Below are 21,692 nucleotides of genomic sequence, written 5' to 3' on the forward strand. Positions count from 1 at the left end.
GCAGGCGGCCGGGCCACAGGGAGTTTTCACATGAATGCAGAGCACGACGCAGTGGAAGCGATGGGCAAGGAACAGGCCCGTCTCGAGTCGTCCTACGTGGTCGGCGGCGAAGACGACGGGGGGGCGGCGGACGGCAGCCGCCTGATCGGCAATTTCAAGGACAACGACCGCACCTTCGGCATCCGCCTGGCCGATACCGACGAGGGCCGCAATTCGGCCAGCCTGCTGATCAGCAAGATGTACGCCATGCGCGGCTACAACGTGGCCAAGATGGAAAGGGATCCGAACCGCATCACCCTGTCGGCCTCGGACAAGGGCAGCGTGATCGGCACCGTGACCCTGGGCCTCGATTCCGAGCGCGGCATCCTGGCCGACGAAATCTTCCGCGACCATGTCGACGCCTACCGCGCGCGCGGCGCGAAGTTATGCGAAATCACCAAGCTGGCCTTCGATCCGCAGGTCAAGTCGAAGATGGCGCTGGCGGCCCTGTTCCACACCCTGTTCATCTACGCGCGCTACATCCACGGCCGCACCGACGTGCTGATCGAAGTCAATCCGCGCCACCGGCGCTTTTACCAGACCATGCTCGACTTCCAGGACCAGGCCGAGCTGCGCCACAACACCCGGGTCGACGCCCCCGCCTACCTGATGTGGCTCAGCGTCGAGCACATGGCGCAGCAGATCCGGCGCATGGGCGGCACCAGCAGCCATCCCGGCACCGAACGCTCCCTGTATCCGTATTTTTTCTCGCAGCGCGAGGAAGAAGGGATCGCCAACCGCCTGATCAAGCTCGGCTAGCCCGCGGCTGGGCATCGTAGCGCCCCGGCGCGATGATGCTGTCCGGGTCGAGCCGGGTCTTGAGCGAGTGGATGACGGCCCAGTAATGCGGGTCGCGCCGCACGATGGCGGCCATCATGTCGGCGCGCGCGCGGTACACTTCCAGCCCCATCTCGTGGATCTTGTCGAGCAGGCGGTCGGCGCAGTAATGGGCGCGCTTGACCCCGTCCAGGTTGCTGCGGTCGAACAGCAGGTTGATCACCGCCACCAGCGAGGTCGGGGTCTCGATGTTGATGGTGATGTACAGGGTGTCGTGGTAGTGGCGCGCCGCCGTCTTCTTCATTTCGGTGATGAAATGGTCGACGAAGGCGCCGTCCAGCGGCAGAGCCGGATTGATGAACAGCAAGCCGCAATTCGACTGGTCGAGCTGGGCGGCCTTGAGGTCGGCGCGCCCGAATTTCCACAGCAGATTATCGATCGCCGCATCGGTCGGCACCCCCAGCGCCAGCGTGTGCAGGGGCCGGATGGCCGAGATCGCGGCCGCGTTGGCGCGCGCCGCCGGGATGAAGCGCAGCCGGTGCGCCACCGCGTAGGCCGTGTCCAGCAGCTGGTGGGTGATCGGGCGCACCTGCGCCAGCCCCTTCATGCGGCGCCGGATCTCGACCAGGTTGGCCCTGACCTGGGCCTTGGTGCCGGTGATCGCGCCCAGGCTGGCCCACTCGCCCGGCGCGATCAGGTCCATCACGCTCTCGGCTTCGGCAAAGGCGCGCTCGGGCGTGTAGTCGCATTGCTCTTCCAGGTAGCGCGTCACGCCGTAGGCCAGGGTGGCGTGGGTGCGCGCGCGGTTGGCGATGTGGGTGACCGACTCGATCAGGCCTTCGCGCTTGCAGTTGGCCAATTCGTCGATAAAGGCCGGCAAATCCGCTTCGCGCCGCAGCGACAGCGACAGCGCCACCTGCCTGGGGCGCTTGGGCACCAGGCGGAAACAGGCGCTGACCACGATGCCGAAATTACTCTGGAAAAAAAGTCCATCGATCATCGGCCCCAGGCCGTAGGGATTGCTGGTGCCCAGCGGCGAGCGCTTCAGGCGGCGGAACCCGGTGCGCAGCAGCTTGCCGGTGCCGCACACCACGGCCAGCCCGAACAGGTCTTCCTTGCGCGGCCCGAAGTAGCCGACCCCGCGGTCGAGCGCATTGCCGATGATGCTGGTGGCGCGCGCCGAGCCTGTGACATTGAAGGTCAGGTTCGGGTGGTGTTCTTCGAGGAAATCGTACAGCATGCCCTGCGTCACGCCCGGGCCGATCACGGCCACCGGCAGGACCCGGCCGTTGCGTTTGTCGACCGTCATGCGGATCGTGTTCAGGGCGCCCAGGTCGACCAGCAGGCTGCCGGCCGCGGTGGGCGACTTGCCGCCGTAGCCGAAGTTCAGGCCGGTGGAGAAGGGATACAGCGGGGTGCCGTTCTTGCGCGCTGCGCGCACCAGCTTGATGACCTCGCGCACGCTGGCCGGGCGCACCTGGCCGCGCACATCGGTGGCGCGGCCGGTGATGTTATTGCTCGGATGCTCGCTCTGGGTGTAGGCCATTTATGCATTATCGCTTAAAAGTGCCTGGAGAAAAGCAAACGACCCGGCGCCGGAGCGCTCGGGTCGTGTGTGGCATGCAGCCTGCGCGCCGGACCCAGGCCCGGTGCGCACAGCGCTCTTACTTCGCGGCCTTGCGGCTGCGGCGCGATGCGGCGCCCAGGGCCAGCAGGCCCAGGCCGACCAGCACCATGCTGCCCGGTTCAGGGACGGCATTGACTTCCGACGCGATCGAGTTCGATGCCTGGTTGATGGTCAGCTTGTAGGTGCGGCCGGTGGTCAGGGTCACCAGGTTCGACAGCACGGTGCCCGAGCTTTCCTTGATCGAATTTTCGTCGAACTGGCTGGAGGCGACGCCATCGTTGATTTCGCTCGGCGACCAGTTCAGGATCGTGGTCGAGACGTTGCCGATCACTTCCTGCAGCGACAGGGCCCAGCTGATCGTGGCCAGCGAGGAACCGTTGACGCCGGTGGCGGCATCGACGAAGGCGGCCACATAGGCTTCGAAGCCGAGTGCGAAGCGCGCTTGCAGGGTGGTGGTGGCGACGAAGGTGGTTTCCGAGGTGGCCGAGTTGGCGATGGTCGCGTTCGCGCTGCCGGCGTTACCTGGCGACATGACCGACGAATCGGCGCGGGTCAGGCCGTTGGCGCCGATGCCGATCGCGCTGCCGGCGATGTACATATCGCCCAGGGCGTAGTTGCCGTTCGGTGCAGGAATGTGGGCGCTGAAGTTGTTTTCCACGCCGCCTGGATAGTTACCAACTGGCATGGCGGCGCAGGTCGGACCGGCGCAACGGTTTTTCACGTCCACGGTGCCGCCGATGGTCGTGCTGAAGATATTCCCGCTGCCGGCGCCGGTACCGTCGACGCCGTTGAAATTGGAGGCGGCGGTGCCGGTGCGGTTTTCCGTCTTGATCGTGATGCCGCTGGTCACTGGCGCGTTGTTCGCGTTCAGGATGATCAGGCCGGTGATCGAGAGATCGGCCATGCCCATGGTGGCGGCCGATGCCGGCGCTGCGATGAACGCGGCTGTGACGGCGGCGGCAGCGAGGTATTTTGTCAGTTTCATAAGTGCTTCTCCCGGTTTTTGTTTGTTGATCCTGCGTGCCTCTGTATAAGCAGGACTCGTGCCAGAACCGGAGGATTGTTTGAAATCAAGTACTTAGCACCGTTTTCATGGTAGGTGCATGAGCTGGTGTAAGGAAAACCGACAGCGCGGGCGCCGATTAATCTTTACGAGGAGAAATAAATGCTTTGTGAAACAGATGTCGTGTTAATAACATCGGCGGCATGCGCAGCCAGTTGCCCCGGATATACAGCAAGAAGCGGGCGCCGGCGCTGAAGCGGTCGGCGCAGCTGCGGTGATGCGGCAGCAGGGCGCGCAGGAACAGGGCGTCCATCAGGGCCAGCAGCGCGCGCCCGGGTCCGGCCGGCCGAATGGCGGCCTGGACCGCGTCGGGGACGCCGGTGTGCAGCAGGCGCGCGCCGTAGCGCAGGGCGTAGAACAGCGGCCGGTCCAGTTCCAGCGCGACGGCGCGCGCGGCCAGCGCGTCCCAGAACCCGGGCGTTTCGCCGAAGCGGCTCAGCAGGCGGTGCAGGTCGAGCAGGTCGCGCAGGCCGTGGTCGAATTCGCCGTCGTAGAACAGGTGCACGGCACTGTGCAGCACCATGTCGGCCGGGGCCAGCACCCGCAGGGGGGGCAAGCCGGCTTGCTGCGGCAGGGGCACGGCGGCGGCGCGCAGTGCGGCCGGGTCGGGCCGCAGGCGCGCCGTTTCGGGCAGGATCGCGTGGTGCACATCGATCACGCTGGCGCGCCGCGCATGCTTCATCGGCGGCAATTCGTGCATCCAGCTGCGGTAATAGCGCTGGTCGTAGGCATCCTGCGCCACCGTGGCCCAGCCGTGCAGCATCAGCGCCGCCTCGACCTCGGCCAGGCGCTCCTTGGGCACCAGGATATCGATGTCGGAAAACAGGCGTCCCCGCCCCGCCGCCAGCTGCGCCATGGCGTAGGCCCCGCCCTTGAGCAGGATCAGCGGCACGCCGCTGGCGGCCAGCGCCGCGCCGATCTGCGCCATTTCGAAGCGCACCGCGCGCGCGTGGCGCCCGGCATGCACGGCAGCCCAGTCCAGGTGGCGCCGGGCGGGGGCGGGCACGGTGGCGGCCAGGCCGTGTTCGTCGAGCAGGCCGTGCAGGCTCGCTTCCAGCCGCGCCGCCGCCGCCTGGCGCAGCAGCAAGTCCCAGTCGGGCAGGCTCAGGCTGCTGGCGCGGGCCGGGTCGCGCAGCAGTTGCAGGAGGAGCGGTACGCTTGCCGCTGTCACGCCGGGCCCGCCAGCCGATCGAACAGGTCGACGGCCTCGTCCAGCGCGCTGTAGCGCAAGTCGATGCGGCGCGCTTGTTGCACCAGGCCGGCCAGGGTGGAAAAGCCGCGCGCGCCCAGCACGCTGTAATTGAAGCCGTTCTCGGCCACGCGCATGAAGGCGCGCGCCGGCGGCACCTCGAGCACGCTCGTGGCCGCCCCGGCCGTGTATTTGGGAAACACGATCCAGCCCGGACGGGCCGGCTCCGCCGCGCGCGCGACGCTCTCGGCCGGCGCCTTCAGGTGCGCCACCGTGCCCTTGGTGGTGTCCGGCACCGGCTGGCTGATGACGGCGTCCGGCTGGTAGCGCCGCATCACGTCGATCGAGGCGTTTTTCAGGCTGATCGGGCGCGGCAGCGGCACCAGCAAGCCGTCTTCCGGACGCACCAGCGCCAGTTCGTCCGACAGCAGGCGCCAGCCGCGGCTGACCAGGGCCGCGCACAGGGTGCTCTTGCCCGAACCGGGCGGGGCCGGCAGGATGGCGGCCCGTCCATGCTTCTCGACCACGGCCGCGTGCAGGATCAGGTAAGCGTGCGCGCGGCTCGACACGCACCAGTTCATGCCCCATTCGAACATCGGGAACGCTTGCGCGGCCGGCAGCGGCAGGAAGGGCACCATGCCGTCGTAGACGAAGCGCGCCAGCGGCTTGTACCAGCGGCGCAGCGAGGGCGGCGGCGCGATGTCGACGTGGAAGTCGGCAAAGCCATTGTTTTCCAGCACGGGATAGTCGGCGTACAGCAGGTGCAGGCCATCGGCCACGCTGGCGAAGGGGCTGTGGATGCGGGTGACGAAGGCCCCCGTCTGCAGGTCGATGGCGCCTTCGCGCAGGCGGCGGCCCAGTTCGGCGCGGCCGAGCGCGCTGATCGTGCTCATGCGCGCTGTTCGATCAGGCAAATGGCGGCCAGTTGCGCCAGCAGCGCGTGCAGCGCGGCGTCGGCCTGCGTCCCATCGGCCGCGTCCACCCCCAGCGCCAGGCGCAGCGCGGCCAGGTCGGCGGCGCCGTCGCGCACGGCCAGCAGCAGCGCCAGCGCATCGGCGTCGAGCAGGTGGGTGTCGCCGCTCAGGTCGTTGAACAGGACCGCTTCCTGGTCCCATTCGCGGTATTGCAGGCGCTGGCCGGGGAGGACGTGCCAGGAAGGGGCGTGCGGCATGAGGTCGGAAAGGCGGGCGCGCGCGGCGCCGGCGCCGTGCAGGCTACTGATGGAAAGTGGTTTTCAGGTAAGCGACGATGTCGTCGCCATACCATTTGACGCCGGCCGTCGGCGAGTAATAGCCGAGCTTGCCGCCGCCGTTGAACTGGTATTCGTGCCAGATGGCGCGCAACTGGGTCTCGGTCAGCACGGTCGAGCGCTTGGTCTGGATGTTCAGGTAGGCGGCGAGCACATGGCTGGCCACATTGTGCGGATCCAGGTCCTCGCTCTTGAACGGGCCCTTGCCGCCCTTGCCGCCGTGCGGATTGCCGTGGGTCTTGAACACCTCGTCCAGGGTCAGCTCGCCCAGCGCGGCCTGGCTGGCGTTGACCGTGAAAATATCCTTGAATTTGCGCGTGGACGCCGGATTCGACGGCCAGCCGGCCGGGTTGTTGGCGTAAAAGCCGGGCGAATTGCCGCCGCAGGTGAGCGGATTGTCGGGCCGGTGGCTGGTCTGCAAGCCGTTCGACAGCGAGCCGGACGGCGAGGCGCAGACGGTGGCGGCCATGCCGGGCTGGCTTGCCAAGGTCATCAGGACCCCGGACGCGCCCAGGCCGGCGCGCGTAAAGCGGCGCCGCGCGCTGCCGGACGCCGACAAAGGCGCTGGCGGCGCTGCTGCTTCGCCGCTGGCGCGGTCCTGTTGGTCATTGGTAGTCACGTCAGTTTCCTTGAATTGAAGGGCAGAGGCATGCGATGCCCGGTCAGCCGTGCCGGTACAGAGATGAAGCAATTTTTATTCCATTACCGCGCCCCTGCGGCAAAATCTGATGCAGATCAATGGCTTGGCCGCACGGTGTGCTAGCGGCGTCGCCAGGATGCGGCCGGGCTTTGTAAAAAAAGCCGACATCCTGTCTTTTACGCAAGTATTCCACGACTTGGACCGTCTGTCGACCTTTAGAAGAAGCTTTCCGGAATCACCAGCACATCGCCGGGACGCATGTAGATGTTGGCCGAAATATCGCCCTGCTTGATCAGGTCGTTCAAGCGCACGGCCAGCTTTTCCGATTTGCCGTCGATCTTGCGGATGATGATGGCTTTATTACCCGATGCAAATTCGGTCACGCCGCCCACCGCGATCAGCACATCCATCAGCGACATGTCGCGCCGGTAAGCGAGCGCCTGCGGACGGGCGGCCTGGCCGATCACGCGGATCTGTTCGCTGTAATTGCCGACGAAACTGGTCACGATCACCGTCACCACCGGTTGCTGGATGTATTTTTCGAGCGCCTTTTCGATATCGCGCGCCAGGGTGGTGGAGGTCTTGCCGCTCGCTTGCAGGTCTTCCACCAGCGGGGTGGTGATCTTGCCGTCCGGCCGCACCGGCACCGTGGTCGACACTTCCGGATTGCGCCACACCACGATATTGACGCTATCGCCCGGGCCGATCAGGTATTCATGGGTGGTGGCCGGCATCGGGTCCGGTACCACGGTCGAGACCGGAGAGGCGCAGCCGCCCAGCAGCAGGGCGGACAGGGCCAGGGCGCTGCCGCCCAGCCATTTCATCGTGTAGTTGAACGTGTTCACCTGATTTTCCTTTATGCGGACGGCGCCGAGATTACTTTAATGCAATTTTAATTACAACAGTTTCTATTTTAGCATGAAGTTTTTCCAGCGAAAGGGCTGGAGGGCGTTTCTTTTCCTCAGGGGGCGCTTTGGGCCGCCGTCTGTTGTAACAGCGCACGCACATGGCGCACCGGGATGGCATAGCTGATGCCGCTCGGATTGGTGATCGCATTTTCCTTCAAGCCCTTGACGAACACCATGTTCAGCACCGCCAGCACCTCGCCGCTCTCCGGATCGTAGACCGGGCTGCCGCTGTTGCCGGGGTAGGCCGTGCCGTCAAGCTGGTAGATGGGCGAGGGCGCGCGCGACAGTTGCGTGATCGCGCGCGCATCGAGCTTGCGCGAACTGAGCGAGGGCATCACCAGCGGCGTGATGGCCGAGAGCATGGCGCGGTGGGTCACCGGATGCAGGCCCAGCACCATACCGAGCGGAAAGCCGGTGAACGCCAGCGCCTGGCCTTCCTCGGCCGTGGCGCCGTCGCCCAGGCGCAGGGCCGGCAGGGGCGCGCCGGCCAGGCGCAGGTGGGCCAGGTCGTGCTGGCGGTCGAGCCCGGCCAGCCTGGCGGGCCGGAAATCGACCTTGTCGCCTTTGGCGATGACGATGCCCAGGGTTTCATTGCGCTCGCTGTCGAGCGTGTCGGGAATGCCGTGCGCATTCGTGACCACGCTCAGGCCGTCGCCAGTGACGAAACCGGTGGCCACGAACACGATCGCCGGGCTGCGCGTGGGCTGGTAGGTGCCGATCCCGACCACCGAGGGCTTGACCGCCTGGATCACCTGGCCGAAGCTGGCGGCAGCGGCCGCGCCGGGCGCCAGCAGCAAGGCGCCGGCCAGGCCCGCACCGAGGCAGGCGCGCAGGAAGGGGACGATCAAGCGGGCGATGAAGCGGGCGATCAAGCGGGGGATAGCAGGGGCGGAAAAGAAGGAGGAAGTCATGCGCCGACAGTACCCGATTGGCGCGCCGGCAACAACTGATTTCATTCGCGCACAGCAGGGCGCGATGGTCGCTTGATCACTGTTGTAAATTCGGCTTTGCGCTCGCGGAATTCCTCCATTTTTGCGGGTCGATGTGCGAAACTCTTTGCGAGGGGCAACAGGATTAGTCGACTTGTCATGGAATACATGAACGATGCCGTAAACAATTGTTGAACGTCTATGATTCGTGGCGAATTTAGTATCAGCAAGCAACGGATTTCCTGTATCATATGATTATTAATCAATGCCTTAAGGCAATTTATTCGGCGATGCCATGAGCTGTCGCAAGAAATTGCCTTTTGTGCATCCGACAACACATTGGCTGGCGCTGTGCGGCACCGGGCGCGACGCCCGCGTTTGCATGCACGTTGCCGGCCTGGGCCACCCTTCGGGACGCCCTTCATGGCGAGATTGACGAGATGGCAGAACTGCAGGCCCTGTTGACGAACTTCCTCAAAGCGATCTGGAAATATCGCTGGTATGCGGTCGTCATTTCCTGGATCGTGGCCATCGTCGGCTGGGCCGTCGTGTACCGCCTGCCCAACGAATACCAGGCCTCGGCGCGGGTCTACGTCGATACCCAGAGCATCCTGCAACCGCTGCTGGCGGGCATGACGACGGTGCCGAACGTGGACCAGCAGGTGGCCTTCATGCGCCGCACCCTGATCAGCCGTCCCAACGTCGAGCGCGTGATGCGCATGGTCGACCTCGACATCAAGGCCTCCACTCCCAAGGAAAACGAAAAGCTGGTGGACGACCTGATGGCGCAGATCAGCATCGGCGGCACCGAGCGCGACGACATCTACACGATCTCGTACAAGAATTCCAACCCCAAGCTGGGCAAGGACATCGTGCAGTCGCTGCTGACCATCTTCGTGGAAGGCAGTTTCGGCGGCAAGAAGCAGGATTCCGAAAAAGCCGTGCAATTCATCGACGACCAGATCAAGAATTACGAAGAAAAGCTGGTGCAGGCCGAAAACGCGCTCAAGGAATTCAAGATCAAGCACCTCGGCATGCTGCCGCGCGCCGGCGGCGACTTTTCCGCCAACATGACTGCGCTCGAAGATGCGCTCAACCAGGCGCGCCTGGAACTGACCGAAGCCGAGCAGGCGCGCAACGCCATCAAGCGCCAGATCGCCGGCGAGGAACCGGCCCCGCTGACGCCGCCGGAGCCTTCCAGCGTGGCCAATCCCGAAATCGACGCGCGCATCGCGGCCCTCAACAAGAACCTGGACGGCCTGCGCATGCAGTACACCGACGCCCATCCGGACATCGTGGCGGCGCGCCGCCTGATCGCCCAGCTGGAGGCGCGCAAGCTCGAAGAAGCCAAGCGCAACAAGCGCAACAACGATCCCGGCGCCAATTACAGCCCGATGCTGCAGCAGATGAACGTGGCGCTGTCGGTGGAAGAAGCGCGCGTGGCCTCGCTCAAGGCGCGCGTGGGCGAATACAGCGCCCGCGTGGCGCGCCTGCGCTCGCAGAGCACCAACGCGCCCGAAGTCGAAGCCCAGCTGGCCCAGCTCAACCGCGACTACCTGATCAACAAGGAAAACTACGAAAAACTGGTGGGCCGGCGCGAAGCGGCCAAGCTCTCGGGCGACCTCAGTTCGGCCACCGACATGCTGACCTTCCGCGTGATCGACCCGCCGACCGTGCCCTCGACCCCGTCCGGACCGAACCGCCACCGCCTGTTCTCCTTCGTGTTCGCCGCCGCGCTGGCGGCCGGCCTGGGCGTGGCCCTGCTGATGAGCCAATTGCGCCCGACCTTCATGAGCCAGGCCAGCCTGCGCGACGTGACAGGCATTCCCATCCTCGGCAGCATCGGCATGAACTGGACCAACGAACAAAAGGTCATGCGCACCAAGCGCATGTACGCCTTCAGCGCGGCCGTGATCGTGCTGTTCGGCGCCTATGGCGGCGTGATGGCCGCCCTATTTGTCCGACCGCTGCTCTGATGCGGCCTTCACTGGAGAGAACAGCGTGAGCATTATCGAAAAAGCGGCCAGCCGCATCGAACACAAGAAGGACGAGCAGGGCGCGCCCCTCCCTGCCCGCGCGGCCGCGAGCGCGCCGCCGGCGGCGGAGGTGCCGCCGGTGCCGCCGGCGCCGCCCGCAGCCGCAGCCGCAGCCCCGGCGCAAGCGCAGGCCCCGGCGCAGGCGCCGAAGCGCAGCGCCAACCACGTCGAACTCGATCTCGAACGCATGCAGGCGCTCGGCCTGGTGACGGCGGCGGGCGGGCGCACCACCCTGGTGGAAGACTTCCGCATCATCAAGCGGCCCTTGCTCAAGCGCGCCTTCGCGCCGCGCGCGCCGGGCGACAAGCCGGCCAACCTGATCATGGTCACCAGTTCGCTGCCGGGCGAAGGCAAGACCTTTTGCTCGATCAACCTGGCCATGAGCATCGCCATGGAACTCGACCACACGGTGCTGCTGATCGACGCCGACGTGGCCCGCCCCTCGGTGCTGCGCACGCTCGGCCTGCCGGCCCACCGCGGCCTGATGGACATCCTGCTCGACGACAAGCTCGACATGGCCGACGTCATGCTGCGCACCAATGTGAACACCCTCAGCATCCTCCCGGCCGGCAGCAACAACCCGCGCGCCACCGAGCTGCTGGCCAGCCAGGCGATGAGCAGCTTCGTGTTCGAGATCGCCAACCGCTACCCGGACCGGGTCGTCATTTTCGATTCGCCGCCGCTGCTGCTCACCAGCGAAGCGCACGTGCTGGCCAGCCACATGGGCCAGATCGCGCTGGTGGTCGAAGCCGAAGGCACCACCCAGCACGCGGTCAAGGAATCGCTGCGCCAGCTGGAAGGCTGCAGCAATGTGAACCTGATCTACAACAAGACGCGCGAATTCCCCGGCACCGAAACGTATGACTACCACTATGGCTAAGCGTGCGCCGGCAGCGCGCCGCGCCGTCGTCGTGCCGGCCGCGCTGGCGGCCCTGCTGGCCGCCCCGGGGGCGCGCGCCGACTGGAAGTTCACGCCCACGCTGGACCTGCGCGAGACCTATACCGACAACGTCGCGCTCAGCCGCGACGAGATCGCCAAAAGCCGCCTGGTCACCGAACTGACGCCCGGCTTCACCCTGCTCAACCGGGGCCCGCGCCTGAAACTGTCGGCCAACTACCAGCTGCACTACTACGCCTTCGACGACGACGGCGTGGAAGGCGTGCGCCACGCCCAGTCGCAGCTGCGCGCCGGCGCCAAGGCCACCCTCATCGACGACCTGCTGTTCCTCGACACCGACGGCGCCATCGGCCAGCAGCCGGTGTCCGCCTTCGGCCCGCAGGCCAACGGCAACGGCTACGCCACGGCCAACCGCGCCAACGTCAAGACCTGGCGCGTCAGCCCCTACCTGCTGCACCGCTTCGGCAGCAGCGCCACGGCCGCCGTGCGCTATACCCACGACTCGGTCGACGCCGGCCGCATCGGCTTCGGCGACAGCAGCAGCGACGTGCTGAGCATGAACCTGAACAGCGGGCGCAGCTTCCGCCGCGTCGGCTGGGGCCTGCAGTACAGCCACCAGCGCGTGGACGACAGCATCGCGCCCGAGTCGAGCATCAAGATGGTGAGCGCGAATGCGCGCTACCGCGTCGGCGAAGACTTCAACCTGACCGCCAGCGCCGGCTACGACGAATACGATTACCAGTCCGAGGGCGAAGCGACCAAAGGGCGCTTCTGGCAGGGCGGTATCGAGTGGACCCCGAGTTCGCGCACCAGCCTGGTGGCCGGCGCCGGCAAGCGTTACTACGGCAATACCTACAACCTGCAGGCGCTGCACCGCAGCCGCCGTTCGGTATGGAGCATCAACTACAGCGACTCGGTCACCACCACCCGTTCGCAGCTGCTGCTGCCGGCCACCATCGACACCGCCTCGATGCTGGACCGCCTGTTCACGGCGCAGATACCCGATCCGCTGGCGCGCGCGCAGGCGGTCGAGGCCTACATCCGCGCCACCGGCCTGCCGGCCTCGCTGGCCGACAGCATCAACTACTTCAGCAACCGCTTCATCCTGCAGAAGCAGTTGCAGGCCTCGGTCGCCTTCAACACGGCGCGCACCACCCTGATCCTGAGCGCCTTCGACAGCCGGCGCGAAGGCCTGTCGCTGATCCAGACCGACAGCCTGCTCACCGGCCCGGCCAGCGCGCGCCTGAACGACGACACCACCCAGCGCGGCGCCAGCGCCCTGTGGAACATGCGCCTGACCTCGCGCAGCGGGATCAACGCGTCCTGGACCAACGCGCGCGTCTTATCGCGTGCCACCGGCCTGTCGAGTAAGAATGCAGCCCTGCGACTGGCCGTGACGCGCCAGTTTTCGCCCAAAGTGCGGGGCGCCTTCGAGGCGCGCCGCGTGTCCGGTACCACGACCGACCAGGTCGCGTCGTACCGCGAGAATGCCGTCACGGCCTCTCTGTCCTTGCAGTTCTAGCGGAATCGAGTCAGCGATGTATGAAACTTATTATGGGCTGAGCGACAAGCCCTTCCGGCTGCGGCCGGACCCCCATTTTTTCTTTGCCAGCAAAGGCCACAAGCGCGCCATGGCCTACCTGGAGTACGGCCTGTCGCACGGCGAAGGCTTCATCGTCATCACCGGTGAAGTCGGCGCCGGCAAGACCACCCTGGTGCGCAACCTGTTCAAGCAGATGCCGTCCGAGCAGATCGTGGCCGCCCACATCGTCAACACCCATCTCGATGCCGACGACACCCTGCGCACCGTGGTCGCCGCCTTCGGCCTGCCGTACGAGAACGCCAGCAAGACGGCGCTGCTGGAGCGCCTCGAACAATTCCTGCGCGCCTGCGACGAAGAAGGCAAGCGCGCCTTGCTGGTGGTCGACGAGGCGCAGAACCTGACCCCGCGCGCGGTCGAGGAACTGCGCATGCTGTCGAACTTCCAGACCGACGACAAGTCGCTGCTGCAAACCTTCTTGCTGGGCCAGCCGGAGTTCCGCACCACCCTGCACAGCGCCGGCATGCAGCAGCTGCGCCAGCGCATTACGGCCAGCTACCACCTCGGTCCCATGGATGGTCCGGAAACGCGCGCCTATGTCGAGCACCGCCTGCACACGGTCGGCTGGAAGAACGACCCCTCGTTTTCGGCCGGCGCGCACGCCGCCATCTACGACTACAGCGGCGGCATTCCGAGGAAGACCAACGCCCTGTGCGACCGCCTGCTGCTGATGGGCTACCTGGAAGAGCTGCACGCCTTTTCCGACACCGACGTCAACGAGGTGGTGCGCGACATCCGCCAGGAATACGAACTGCCGCCGGAAGTGGTGCGCGAACAGGCCGCCGCCGCCCTGGGCAGCGTGGCGCCGCTCGGCACCGTGGACAACCCGGGCTACCTGGACGAACGCATCCTGAAGATGGAAAAGTCGATGGCCTCGGTGCTGTCGATCCTCAAGAAAGTCGTCAGTACCTTGCCGGCGCCTCCCCACCATCCAAGCGACCACCACGAATGAACGACCGCCTGCATCCCGCCGCCATGCCGCGCGCGCTCGGCCAACCGATCCGCAATGCGATGACCATCGACGTCGAAGACTATTTCCAGGTCTCGGCCTTTGCGCCCATCATCGCGCGCGCGTCCTGGCCGTCGCGCGAATGCCGGGTCGAAGCGAACATCGAGCGCATCCTGGCGATCCTGGCCGCCGGCGGCGTGCACGCCACCTTCTTCACCCTGGGCTGGATCGCCGAACGCTATCCGGACATGGTGCGCCGCATCGTCGCCGGCGGCCACGAACTGGCCAGCCACGGCTACGGCCACCTGCGCGCCTCCGACCAGACCCGCGCCGAATTCGCCGACGACGTCGGGCGCAGCAAGGCCCTGCTGGAAGACATCGGCGGGCAGCGCGTGCTGGGCTACCGCGCCCCCAGTTTTTCGATCGGCACGGCCAACCTGTGGGCGCTCGACGTGCTGCACGAGGCCGGCTACCGCTACAGCTCCAGCATCTATCCGATCGCGCACGACCACTACGGCATGCCGGACGCGCCGCGCTTCGCGTTCTTCCCGAACGGGCCGGACGGCTTGCTGGAAGTGCCGATCACCACCGCCATGCTGGGCCGGCGCAAGCTGCCGGCCGGAGGCGGCGGCTACTTCCGCCTGCTGCCTTACAGCCTGTCGCGCTGGATGATGCGGCGCGTGAACAGCGAGGACGGACAGCCGGCGATCTTCTACTTCCATCCGTGGGAGCTCGATCCCGGCCAGCCGCGTCCCGGCGGCGCCAGCCTGAAAACCCGTTTCCGCCATTACGTCAACCTGCAACGCATGGAAGGGCGCATCAAGCTGCTCACCCGCGACTTTGCCTGGGACCGCATGGACCGCATCTTTTTAGGGACCCAATGAGTTCGACCACCGACGCAGTGCAGGACCGCTCGCCCACCACCCACGGCGCAGGCGCCAGCGTGCACCTGCTGCGCGCCGGCGACGCGCGCGACATGGCGCGCTGGGACGCCTTCGTGGCGGCCTGCCCGGAAGCGACCTTCTTCCACCGCGCCGGCTGGCAGACCGTGATCGAGCGCGTGTACGGCCACAAGACCTGGTTCTACTACGCCGAACGCGATGGCCTGATCATCGGCGTGCTGCCGCTGGCCGAAATCAAGAGCCGCCTGTTCGGCCACTCGCTCGGATCGCTGCCCTTCTGCGTGCTCGGCGGGGTGGCCGCGAGCGACCCCGCGGCCCGTCCCCTGCTCGACGCCGCCGCCGACAGGCTGGCCGCGCAGCTCGGCGTCGGCCACCTCGAATACCGCAACCTGCTGCCGGCGCACGCGGGCGACCCGGCCTGGCACCAGAAGGAACTGTACGTCACCTTCCGCAAGGCCATCAGCGCCGACGACGACGAGAACATGAACGCCATCCCGCGCAAGCAGCGCGCCATGGTGCGCAAGGGGATCAAGTGCGGCCTCGCCGCCGAAATCGACCAGGGCGTCGAGCGCTTCTTCACCGCCTACGCCACCAGCGTGCACCGCCTCGGCACCCCGGTGTTCCCGAAAAAATACTTCGCGGTCATCAAGGAAGTCTTCGGCGAGGAATGCGAGATCCGCATCATCGTCAAGGATGGCGCCATCGTGGCCGGGGTGCTCAGTTTCTACTTCCGCGACGAAGTGCTGCCCTACTACGGCGGCGGCATGCCGGCCGCGCGCGAATTCGCCGGCAACGACTTCATGTACTGGAACCTGATGCAGGCCGCCGCCGCGCGCGGCGCCCGCATCTTCGACTTCGGGCGCAGCAAGCTCGGTACCGGCGCCTTCGACTTCAAGAAGAACTGGGGTTTTTCGCCCACCCCGCTGGCCTACGAGTACCGCCTGTACGCCTCGACCGAACTGCCCGACAACAACCCGCTCAATCCCAAGTACCAGCTGTTCATCAAGCTGTGGAAGAAGATGCCGCTGGCGCTGGCCAATGTCCTCGGCCCGCACATCGTCAAGAGCCTGGGCTGAGCGTGGACGACCTGCTGCTGCTGATCCACCGGATTCCCTACCCGCCCAACAAGGGCGACAAGATCCGCTCGTATCATCTGCTCAAGCACCTGGCGCGCCACTACAGGGTGCACCTGGGGACCTTCGTCGACGACGCCGACGACTGGCAGCACCTGCCGCGCGTGCAGGCCCTGTGCGCGTCGAGCCACTTCGCCCGGCTCGATCCCGCCATGGCGCGCGTGCGCAGCCTGGGCGCGCTGCTGGCCAACCGGTCGCTCTCGCTCGACTACTACCGCGACAGGGGTTTGCGCGACTGGGTCGGCAAGACCATGGCGGCCCACAAGATCGGGCGCATCCTGGTGTTTTCCTCGGCCATGGCGCAGTATGCCGAGCCGTATCCGCAGGCGCGCCGCGTGGTCGACTTCTGCGATGTCGACTCCGACAAATGGCGCCAGTACGCCGCGCAGAAGCCCTGGCCGATGAGCATGCTGTACGCGCACGAAGCGCGCCAGTTGCTGCGCTACGAGCGCAAGGTGGCGCTCGAAAGCGCCGCCGCGCTGTTCGTCTCGGCGCCGGAAGCGGCCCTGTTCCGCCAACTCGCGCCCGAAAGCGCCGAGCGCACCGGCTTTTTCAATAACGGCGTCGATACCGACTACTTCACGCCGCAGGCGGCCTACCCGAATCCCTTCGTCGCCGGCCAGCAGGCGCTGGTGTTTTGCGGGGCCATGGATTACTGGCCCAACGTGGACGCGGTGAGCTGGTTCGCGCGCGAGATTTTTCCGGCGCTGCTGGCGCGCCATCCGGCGGCGCAATTCGTCATCGTCGGCGCGCGCCCCTCGGCCGAGGTGCTGCAGCTGGCCGCGCTGCCCGGCGTGACCGTCACCGGCACCGTGCCCGACGTGCGCCCCTTCGTCGCGCACGCCGCGCTGTGCGTGGCGCCGCTGCGCATTGCGCGCGGCATCCAGAACAAGGTGCTGGAGGCCATGTCGATGGCCAGGACGGTGGTGGTCTCGCCGCAGGCCCTGGAGGGCATCGCCGCCGAACCCGGGCGCGACCTGCTGCTGGCCGCCGACGCGCCGCAGTTCGCCGCCGCCATCGGCCAGGCCTTGAACGCGCCCCGTCCCGAGATGGGCGCCTCCGCGCGCCACGTGGTGGAAACCCGCTACGGCTGGTCCAGCAACCTGGCGCCGGTGGTCTCCCTGTTAGAACAGATGTCTGTCGAAAGCGCATAGTGGAACAAGGTCTTGCCCTCAATCCGGTGCGCCCGGCCCAGTCGTACCTCCTGCAATCGCTCCTGATCGGGGCCGTGCTGCTGTTTCCCTTCCTCGCCTATTTCGGCACGGCGGCGTCCATCGTCGGCATCTGGGACAGTTCCGGCACCTTTGCGCACGGCTACGTGATCCTGCCCATCAGCCTGTGGCTGATCTGGGGCCGGCGCGAGCAGCTGCGTTCCATGCCGGTGCGGCCGTGGTGGCCCGCGCTGCCGCTGCTGGCCGCCTGCGGCGCCGCCTGGCTGCTGGGCGAGATGGGCCAGGTGCAGATCGTGCGCCACTACGCCTTCGTGGCCATGCTGCCCCTGTCGGCGCTGGCGATCCTCGGGCTGCCGATCGCGCGCAGCCTGGCGTTTCCGCTCGCTTTCATCCTGTTCGCGGTGCCCTTCGGCGACGTCTTCATCGAACCGCTGATCGGCATGACCGCCAACTTCACCATCGATGCCCTGATCGCCACCGGGATTCCGGTTTTCCGCGAAGGGAACAACTTCAGTATCCCGAGCGGCAACTGGTCGGTGGTGGAAGCCTGCAGCGGGGTGCGCTACCTGATTTCGTCGGTGACGCTCGGCTGCCTGTACGCCTACCTGACTTACCGCAGCACCTGGCGCCGCGCGCTGTTCATCGTCGCCTCGATCATCGTGCCGGTGTTCGCCAACGGCGCGCGCGCCTACCTGATCGTGATGATCGGCCACCTGAGCGGCATGACGCTGGCGGTCGGCGTCGACCACCTGATCTACGGCTGGGTGTTTTTCGGCATCGTGATGTTCCTGCTGTTCTGGATCGGCGCCATCTGGCGCGAAGACACCGCCCCCGACGCCGCGCCGGCGGCCGCGCCGGCCCTGCCCGACGCGCCGCCGGCGCCGCTGCGCAAGCTGCTGCCGGCCGCGCTGGCGATCGTCGCCTGCGTCGGCATCTGGCCCGCCTACCAGTACTATCTGGAGAAGAGCGAAGCGGCGCCGGCGCCGGTGCTGCTGGCCGGCGTGGCGGCCGCGGCGCCGCGCGCCCCGGCCTTTGTCGACTGGACCCCGGCCTTCCCCAAAGCGAGCGCCGAACTGCAGCAGTTCCACGACGTTGGCGGCCAGCCGGTCGGCTTCAAGCTGCTGTACTACCGCAAGCCGCCCGACGGCACCAAGCTCATTACCACCACCAACCGCCTGTCGCCGGTGACCGACCCGGTATGGCGCACCATCACCACCGCCGTGCGCGATGAAGCCATCGGCGCGCGCGCCCTGCGCCTGCGCGAGAGCACCATGCACGGCCCGGGCGGCAAGATGCTGGTGTGGCACTGGTACTGGATCGACGGCAGCACCACCAGCAACGACTACGCCGGCAAGCTGCTGCAGATCCGCCAGAAGCTGCTGCACGCCAGCGACGACGGCGCCGCCGTGATGGTGTTCGCGCTGTACGACGAGGATCCGGAGCCGGCGCGGGTGGCGCTGCGCGCCTTCCTCAAGGACGACCTGGCCGCCATCGAAGCCGCGCTGGCTGCCAACACGGTGCGCCGATGAGCGATATTCCGCTCGTGGTCCACCTGATCTACCGGCTCGACTTCGGCGGCCTGGAGACCTTGCTCGTCGAGCGCATCAACCGCATGCCGGCCGCGCACTACCGCCACGCGGTGGTGTGCCTGACCGACTACACCGCCTTTGCCGACAAGATCGGCAAACCGGGGGTGGAACTGTTCGCCCTGCACAAGCGGCCCGGTTTGTCGCCCGCGACCCACGCGGCCTTGTGGAAGCTGCTGCGCCGCCTGCGCCCGACCATCCTGCACACCTACAACCTGGCCGCCGTCGAATACGCGCCGGCGGCGCTGCTGGCCGGGGTCCCGGTGCGCATCAACGGCCTGCACGGGCGCGACGCCGCCGATCCGCAAGGGCGCAACCGCAAGCACAATCTGCTGCGCCGGCTGATGGTCCCGTTCTACGACTGCTGCTACGCCAATTCGGCCGACATGCTGGCCTGGAACCGCACTGTCATCGGCGTGGCCGAGAACAAGAGCCTGCTGCTGTCGAACGGCATCGACGCCGACAAATTCCAGCCGCAGGGCGGCGTGGTGCGCCATTTCGGGCCGGAGACCGTCGTCATCGGCAGCGTCGGCCGCATCCAGGACGTCAAGGACCACGCCAGCCTGCTGCGCGCCTTCGTGCTGCTGCACGCGCGCCTGCCGCAGGTGCGCCTGGCCATCGTCGGCGGCGGCCCGCTGCTGGCGGCCCTGCAGGCCCAGGCCGAACAGGCCGGCGTGGCGCACCTGGTCTGGCTGCCCGGCGCGCGCCTCGACGTGGCCGAGATCCTGCGCGGCTTCGACATCTTTGCGCTGTCCTCGATCGCCGAAGGCACGCCCGGTTCGGCCCTGGAAGCGATGGCGAGCGGCCTGCCGGTGGTCGGCACGCGCGTCGGCGGGGTGCCCGAAGTCGTCGCCGAGGGCACCACCGGCGCGCTGGTTCCGCCGTCCGACGCGCCCGCCATGGCCGCCGCGCTGGAACGCTACGCGCTCGACGCCGGACTGAGGACGGCGCACGGCACGGCGGGCCGCGCGCGGATCGAACGCCACTACAACATGGCGGCCATGGTGGCCGCTTACGAATCTTTGTACGATGCCTTGTGCGAACATAAAAAACAATTCAGGAAGAGTGCGAAATCATGTGTGGAATAGTCGGCATTTTTGATACGCGCGGTGCGCGCGAGATCGACCCGGCGCTGGTCAGGCGCATGAACGAAACCCAGCACCATCGCGGTCCGGACGAAGGCGACGTGTACACCGAGCCCGGGGTCGGCTTCGGCCACCGGCGCCTGTCGGTGATCGACATCCTGAGCGGCCAGCAGCCCATGTTCAACGCCGAGGGCAATGTCGGCGTGGTCTTCAACGGCGAAATCTACAACTACCCCGAGCTGACCGAGGAACTGCAGCAGCTGGGCTACGTGTTCCGCACCAAAAGCGACACCGAAACCATCGTGCACGCCTGGTCGGCCTGGGGCGAGGAGTGCGTGCAGCGCTTTCGCGGCATGTTCGCCATCGCCGTGTGGGACCGGGTCAAACAGACCATGTTCATGGCGCGCGACCGCCTCGGCGTCAAGCCCTTCTACTACGCCGTGCTGCCGGACGGGATGTTCATCTTCGGCTCGGAACTCAAATCGCTGCGCGCCCATCCCGGCCTGCCGCGCGCGATCGACCCGCGCGCGGTGGAAGACTACTTCGCCTACGGCTACGTGCCGGAGCCGAAGACCATCTACAGCAGCGCCTTTAAGCTCTCGCCGGGCTTTTGCCTGACCGTGAAAATCGGCCAGCCGATTCCGCAGCCGCGCCAGTTCTGGGACGTGCCGTTCAAGCTGCACGGCGCCATGACCCAGGCCGACGCCGAGGGCGAACTGGTGGTGCGCCTGCGCGAAGCGGTCAGGATCCGCCTCAAGGCCGAAGTGCCGCTCGGCGCCTTTTTGTCGGGCGGGGTCGATTCGAGCGCCATCGTGGCCATGATGGCCGGCCTGATGAAGGACCCGGTCAACACCTGCTCGATCGCCTTCAACGACAAGGCCTTCGACGAATCGGAATACGCCGAACAGGTGGCGCGCCAGTACCGGACCCACCACCATACCGACACCGTGGACACCGACGACTACGCGCTGCTCGACACCCTGGCCGACCTGTACGACGAGCCGTATGCCGACAGTTCCGCCATTCCCACCTACCGCGTGTGCCAGCTGGCGAGGAAGCGCGTGACGGTGGCCCTGTCGGGCGACGGCGGCGACGAGAACCTGGCCGGCTACCGCCGCTACCGCTACGCCATGGCCGAAGACAGCGTGCGTTCGCGCCTGCCGACCGGCCTGCGCAAGCTGGTGTTCGGACCGCTCGGAAAATACTATCCCAAGGCCGACTGGGCGCCGCGCATGTTCCGCGCCAAGACCACCTTCGAAGCGCTCGCGCGCGACCTGGTCGAAGGCTACTTCCATGGCGTGTCGATCATGTCCGACGCCATGCGCGCGCAGCTGTTTACGCCCGCCTTCCGCACCCGCTTGCAGGGCTACCGCGCGATCGACGTGATGCAGGGCCACGCGGCCAAGTCGCCCACCGACGATCCGCTGTCGATGATCCAGTACCTCGACATGAAAACCTACCTGCCGGGCGACATCCTCACCAAGGTCGACCGGGCCAGCATGGCGCACGCGCTCGAAGTGCGCGTGCCGCTGCTGGACCACAAGCTGGTGGAATGGATTTCGGGCCTGCCGCCGGAGATGAAGCTGCGCGGCAGCGAAGGCAAGTACATCTTCAAGAAAAGCCTGGAGCAGTACCTGCCCCACGATATCCTGTACCGCAAGAAGATGGGCTTCGCGGTGCCGCTGGCCGGCTGGTTCCGCGGCCCGCTGCGCCAGCGCGTGCGCGATTCGCTGCTGGGCGACACGCTCAAGGAAACCGGCATCTTCAACAACGCCTACCTGAGCGAGATGGTGGAACAGCACGAGTCGGGCCGGCGCGACTACAGCGCGCCGATCTGGACCCTGCTGATGTTCGAAGCCTTCTTGCGCAAAGAGCTGCTGGGAGCGGGCGCATGACGGTGGCTGCTTCTT

Annotated in this window: 19 protein-coding genes; 11 read left to right on the forward strand and 8 right to left on the reverse strand. The window is 66.7% G+C overall.

Annotated features, from left to right (window positions below):
* The first annotated feature begins 30 nt into the window (after positions 1–30).
* Positions 31–798: an N-acyl amino acid synthase FeeM domain-containing protein gene (locus EJB06_RS08990; protein WP_229426985.1), complete on the forward strand. Its 768-nt coding sequence runs from the start codon at positions 31–33 to the stop codon at positions 796–798.
* Here the strand turns inward: EJB06_RS08990 and EJB06_RS08995 are convergent.
* The 8 genes from EJB06_RS08995 to EJB06_RS09030 all read right to left on the reverse strand — a co-directional run bounded on the left by EJB06_RS08995 (position 785) and on the right by EJB06_RS09030 (position 8,403).
* On the reverse strand, positions 785–2,362 hold the full coding sequence (locus tag EJB06_RS08995) for an FAD-binding oxidoreductase (protein ID WP_126073671.1): 1,578 nt from the start codon (positions 2,360–2,362) through the stop codon (positions 785–787). The genes EJB06_RS08990 and EJB06_RS08995 overlap by 14 nt on opposite strands.
* Before the next feature lie 118 nt (positions 2,363–2,480).
* Positions 2,481–3,428: an EDSAP-1 family PEP-CTERM protein gene (locus tag EJB06_RS09000; protein WP_126073672.1), complete on the reverse strand. Its 948-nt coding sequence runs from the start codon at positions 3,426–3,428 to the stop codon at positions 2,481–2,483.
* A gap of 157 nt (positions 3,429–3,585) precedes the next feature.
* Positions 3,586–4,677, reverse strand: a complete 1,092-nt coding sequence (locus EJB06_RS09005; RefSeq protein ID WP_126073673.1) for a nucleotidyltransferase domain-containing protein — start codon at positions 4,675–4,677, stop codon at positions 3,586–3,588.
* The gene (locus EJB06_RS09010; RefSeq protein WP_126073674.1) at positions 4,674–5,588 is read right to left on the reverse strand and encodes an HprK-related kinase A; all 915 of its coding nucleotides are present in this window, start codon (positions 5,586–5,588) and stop codon (positions 4,674–4,676) included. The genes EJB06_RS09005 and EJB06_RS09010 overlap by 4 nt, the downstream gene beginning before the upstream one ends.
* The gene (locus EJB06_RS09015; RefSeq protein WP_126073675.1) at positions 5,585–5,866 is read right to left on the reverse strand and encodes an HPr-rel-A system PqqD family peptide chaperone; all 282 of its coding nucleotides are present in this window, start codon (positions 5,864–5,866) and stop codon (positions 5,585–5,587) included. The genes EJB06_RS09010 and EJB06_RS09015 overlap by 4 nt, the downstream gene beginning before the upstream one ends.
* Before the next feature lie 43 nt (positions 5,867–5,909).
* Positions 5,910–6,563, reverse strand: coding sequence for a hypothetical protein (locus tag EJB06_RS09020; protein ID WP_126073676.1), 654 nt, complete (start codon positions 6,561–6,563; stop codon positions 5,910–5,912).
* 236 nt (positions 6,564–6,799) lie between these two features.
* A complete protein-coding gene (locus EJB06_RS09025) occupies positions 6,800–7,408 on the reverse strand; it encodes an XrtA/PEP-CTERM system exopolysaccharide export protein (RefSeq protein ID WP_126073963.1) in 609 nt (202 codons plus the stop codon).
* A gap of 137 nt (positions 7,409–7,545) precedes the next feature.
* Entirely contained in the window at positions 7,546–8,403 is an 858-nt protein-coding gene (locus EJB06_RS09030) for a S1 family peptidase (RefSeq protein WP_126073677.1), read from the reverse strand.
* 458 nt (positions 8,404–8,861) lie between these two features.
* Between EJB06_RS09030 and EJB06_RS09035 the strand changes: the two genes are divergently transcribed.
* From EJB06_RS09035 to EJB06_RS09080, 10 genes are read left to right on the forward strand one after another with little or no spacing between them, the layout of a single operon-like run.
* Positions 8,862–10,397 (forward strand): XrtA system polysaccharide chain length determinant, encoded by a 1,536-nt coding sequence (locus EJB06_RS09035; protein WP_126073678.1) that lies wholly within the window; start codon positions 8,862–8,864, stop codon positions 10,395–10,397.
* 25 nt (positions 10,398–10,422) lie between these two features.
* Positions 10,423–11,337: an XrtA-associated tyrosine autokinase gene (locus tag EJB06_RS09040; protein WP_126073679.1), complete on the forward strand. Its 915-nt coding sequence runs from the start codon at positions 10,423–10,425 to the stop codon at positions 11,335–11,337.
* Entirely contained in the window at positions 11,330–12,877 is a 1,548-nt protein-coding gene (locus EJB06_RS09045) for a TIGR03016 family PEP-CTERM system-associated outer membrane protein (protein ID WP_164557874.1), read from the forward strand. Before EJB06_RS09040 ends, EJB06_RS09045 begins: the two co-directional genes overlap by 8 nt.
* A 16-nt stretch (positions 12,878–12,893) precedes the next feature.
* Positions 12,894–13,907 (forward strand): XrtA/PEP-CTERM system-associated ATPase, encoded by a 1,014-nt coding sequence (locus EJB06_RS09050; RefSeq protein WP_126073681.1) that lies wholly within the window; start codon positions 12,894–12,896, stop codon positions 13,905–13,907.
* Positions 13,904–14,788, forward strand: a complete 885-nt coding sequence (locus EJB06_RS09055; protein ID WP_229426986.1) for an XrtA system polysaccharide deacetylase — start codon at positions 13,904–13,906, stop codon at positions 14,786–14,788. Before EJB06_RS09050 ends, EJB06_RS09055 begins: the two co-directional genes overlap by 4 nt.
* Positions 14,785–15,882 carry a FemAB family XrtA/PEP-CTERM system-associated protein gene (locus EJB06_RS09060; RefSeq protein ID WP_126073682.1) on the forward strand — a complete coding sequence of 366 codons (1,098 nt, stop codon included), beginning with the start codon at positions 14,785–14,787 and terminating at the stop codon, positions 15,880–15,882. The genes EJB06_RS09055 and EJB06_RS09060 overlap by 4 nt, the downstream gene beginning before the upstream one ends.
* A gap of 2 nt (positions 15,883–15,884) precedes the next feature.
* Complete coding sequence (locus EJB06_RS09065) at positions 15,885–17,093, forward strand: TIGR03087 family PEP-CTERM/XrtA system glycosyltransferase (protein WP_126073683.1); 1,209 nt, start codon at positions 15,885–15,887, stop codon at positions 17,091–17,093.
* On the forward strand, positions 17,093–18,640 hold the full coding sequence (gene xrtA, locus EJB06_RS09070; RefSeq protein WP_126073684.1) for an exosortase A: 1,548 nt from the start codon (positions 17,093–17,095) through the stop codon (positions 18,638–18,640). Before EJB06_RS09065 ends, xrtA begins: the two co-directional genes overlap by 1 nt.
* The gene (locus EJB06_RS09075; RefSeq protein WP_126073685.1) at positions 18,637–19,785 is read left to right on the forward strand and encodes a TIGR03088 family PEP-CTERM/XrtA system glycosyltransferase; all 1,149 of its coding nucleotides are present in this window, start codon (positions 18,637–18,639) and stop codon (positions 19,783–19,785) included. Before xrtA ends, EJB06_RS09075 begins: the two co-directional genes overlap by 4 nt.
* Positions 19,773–21,677 (forward strand): XrtA/PEP-CTERM system amidotransferase, encoded by a 1,905-nt coding sequence (locus EJB06_RS09080; RefSeq protein ID WP_126073686.1) that lies wholly within the window; start codon positions 19,773–19,775, stop codon positions 21,675–21,677. Before EJB06_RS09075 ends, EJB06_RS09080 begins: the two co-directional genes overlap by 13 nt.
* The last annotated feature ends 15 nt before the right edge of the window (positions 21,678–21,692 follow it).

The organism is Massilia atriviolacea, from assembly GCF_003953935.1.
GTDB lineage: Bacteria > Pseudomonadota > Gammaproteobacteria > Burkholderiales > Burkholderiaceae_D > Telluria_A > Telluria_A atriviolacea.

Coding starts and splice junctions, on each gene's coding strand:
- EJB06_RS08990 (WP_229426985.1), top strand. CDS start 31: ATGAATGCAGAGCACGACGCAGTGGAAGCGATGGGCAAGGAACAGGCC.
- EJB06_RS08995 (WP_126073671.1), bottom strand. CDS start 2,362: ATGGCCTACACCCAGAGCGAGCATCCGAGCAATAACATCACCGGCCGC.
- EJB06_RS09000 (WP_126073672.1), bottom strand. CDS start 3,428: ATGAAACTGACAAAATACCTCGCTGCCGCCGCCGTCACAGCCGCGTTC.
- EJB06_RS09010 (WP_126073674.1), bottom strand. CDS start 5,588: ATGAGCACGATCAGCGCGCTCGGCCGCGCCGAACTGGGCCGCCGCCTG.
- EJB06_RS09015 (WP_126073675.1), bottom strand. CDS start 5,866: ATGCCGCACGCCCCTTCCTGGCACGTCCTCCCCGGCCAGCGCCTGCAA.
- EJB06_RS09025 (WP_126073963.1), bottom strand. CDS start 7,408: ATGAAATGGCTGGGCGGCAGCGCCCTGGCCCTGTCCGCCCTGCTGCTG.
- EJB06_RS09030 (WP_126073677.1), bottom strand. CDS start 8,403: ATGACTTCCTCCTTCTTTTCCGCCCCTGCTATCCCCCGCTTGATCGCC.
- EJB06_RS09035 (WP_126073678.1), top strand. CDS start 8,862: ATGGCAGAACTGCAGGCCCTGTTGACGAACTTCCTCAAAGCGATCTGG.
- EJB06_RS09045 (WP_164557874.1), top strand. CDS start 11,330: ATGGCTAAGCGTGCGCCGGCAGCGCGCCGCGCCGTCGTCGTGCCGGCC.
- EJB06_RS09050 (WP_126073681.1), top strand. CDS start 12,894: ATGTATGAAACTTATTATGGGCTGAGCGACAAGCCCTTCCGGCTGCGG.
- EJB06_RS09055 (WP_229426986.1), top strand. CDS start 13,904: ATGAACGACCGCCTGCATCCCGCCGCCATGCCGCGCGCGCTCGGCCAA.
- EJB06_RS09060 (WP_126073682.1), top strand. CDS start 14,785: ATGAGTTCGACCACCGACGCAGTGCAGGACCGCTCGCCCACCACCCAC.
- EJB06_RS09075 (WP_126073685.1), top strand. CDS start 18,637: ATGAGCGATATTCCGCTCGTGGTCCACCTGATCTACCGGCTCGACTTC.
- EJB06_RS09080 (WP_126073686.1), top strand. CDS start 19,773: ATGTGTGGAATAGTCGGCATTTTTGATACGCGCGGTGCGCGCGAGATC.